At 46.9% G+C, this 1,423-nt stretch carries 2 protein-coding genes; both read right to left on the minus strand.

The features are described from left to right. On the minus strand, positions 1-502 hold a 502-nt coding region (gene rsxG / locus R7P67_RS24300; RefSeq protein WP_318086250.1), incomplete at its 3' end, for an electron transport complex subunit RsxG. A gap of 7 nt (positions 503-509) precedes the next feature. Continuing rightward, positions 510-1,423: electron transport complex subunit RsxD (gene rsxD, locus R7P67_RS24305; protein WP_318086251.1), on the minus strand; the 914-nt coding region annotated here is incomplete at its 5' end.

The raw sequence follows: 1,423 nt of genomic DNA on the forward strand, positions 1-1,423 counted from the left end.
AGTCTCCACCATCTTTACGAACTTTCCAAGAATTCCAATTATCTTCGGTGACTTGTTTACCCGTGAAGCCAAGAATCCAACTGGTAACGCGAAGATCTATTTTATCGCCTAGCCCCGGTGTTTCTTGATGGCTAAGTACGCGCGTACCTAAAATCTTACCTTGATTATCGATACCTGTGATGACTTTGATTTCACCGTTATAGCCATCTGGTGCAATCGACTCAATGGCGATGGCTGTTGGCTCGCCATTTTTGGTGGCAATGTAGGTAGGCATCGCGTGCATCGTGCCAAGCTCTGGAGACGTCACCAACGTGCATGATTGAGTTAATGCGTTGTCGTGCATCGTTTCAGGAATTACTTGGTTAAGCACTGAAAGTAGCTGCTTTTGTTCCTGAAGCTTGATTTGATCTTCGGTTAAGTACTGAGTCAACGCGACCAAACCTGTTGTGGCGCAAGCAAAGATTGCCAGTGTCAGACCATTTTTTCTAATAGCGGTTAACATGTTTACCTCAGTGACCGTAAGTTCTAGGTTTGGTGTAGTAGTCGATAAGCGGAACGCACATGTTGGCTAATAGAACCGCAAAGGCGACCCCATCAGGGAATCCGCCCCAACTACGAATAATAAAGACAAGAGCACCGATTAGCGCACCAAAAATAAGGCGGCCTTTTACTGTGGTAGATGCCGATACTGGATCTGTCGCAATAAAGAACGCACCTAGCATGGTTGCGCCTGACAGCAGATGGAAGATTGGCGAAGCCGTCTCTCCCGGCGTGATAACGCTGAAAATAAGGCTAAACAGAGTCAAACTCGCGAGGAAGCCTGCTGGAATGTACCACTGAATGATGCGTTTTTTGATCATCACTAAGCCGCCAATCAGGTAGGCTATGTTCACCCACTGCCAGCCGATGCCAGCCAAGCCACCAAAGATCGGCTGTGAAAGCACTTCACTAGGGGTTGCTCCCGTGTGAATACCTGTTTTAAAGGCATCCAGTGGAGTTGCCATTGTTACACCATCAAAACCAGCGCGAACTTGTTGCAAGGAAAGACCGTCATAATCAAAACCAGTAAAAATCAAAGAGAGGGTATCTGCGAAATTCACATGGTCTGGAATCAACAGTGTTGGTGCACTCCAACTGGTCATTTGCACCGGGAAGGAAATCAAAAGTACAACGTAAGCGACCATTGCTGGGTTGAATAGATTCTGTCCAATGCCGCCATAAAGATGTTTGGCAATCACAATCGCAAAAATTAAACCAATAACTATGATCCACAACGGAGACCAAGGTGGAATGGCAACGGCGAGTAGCCATGCGGTGACAATTGCACTGTTGTCTCGTAACGCTCTCATTGGCGAGCGTTTACGACAGATCATCACGAGTGCTTCAAGTGATACTGCAACGGCGATAGCAAAAATCAGCTGGA

This window comes from Vibrio sp. Vb0937 (assembly GCF_033338855.1).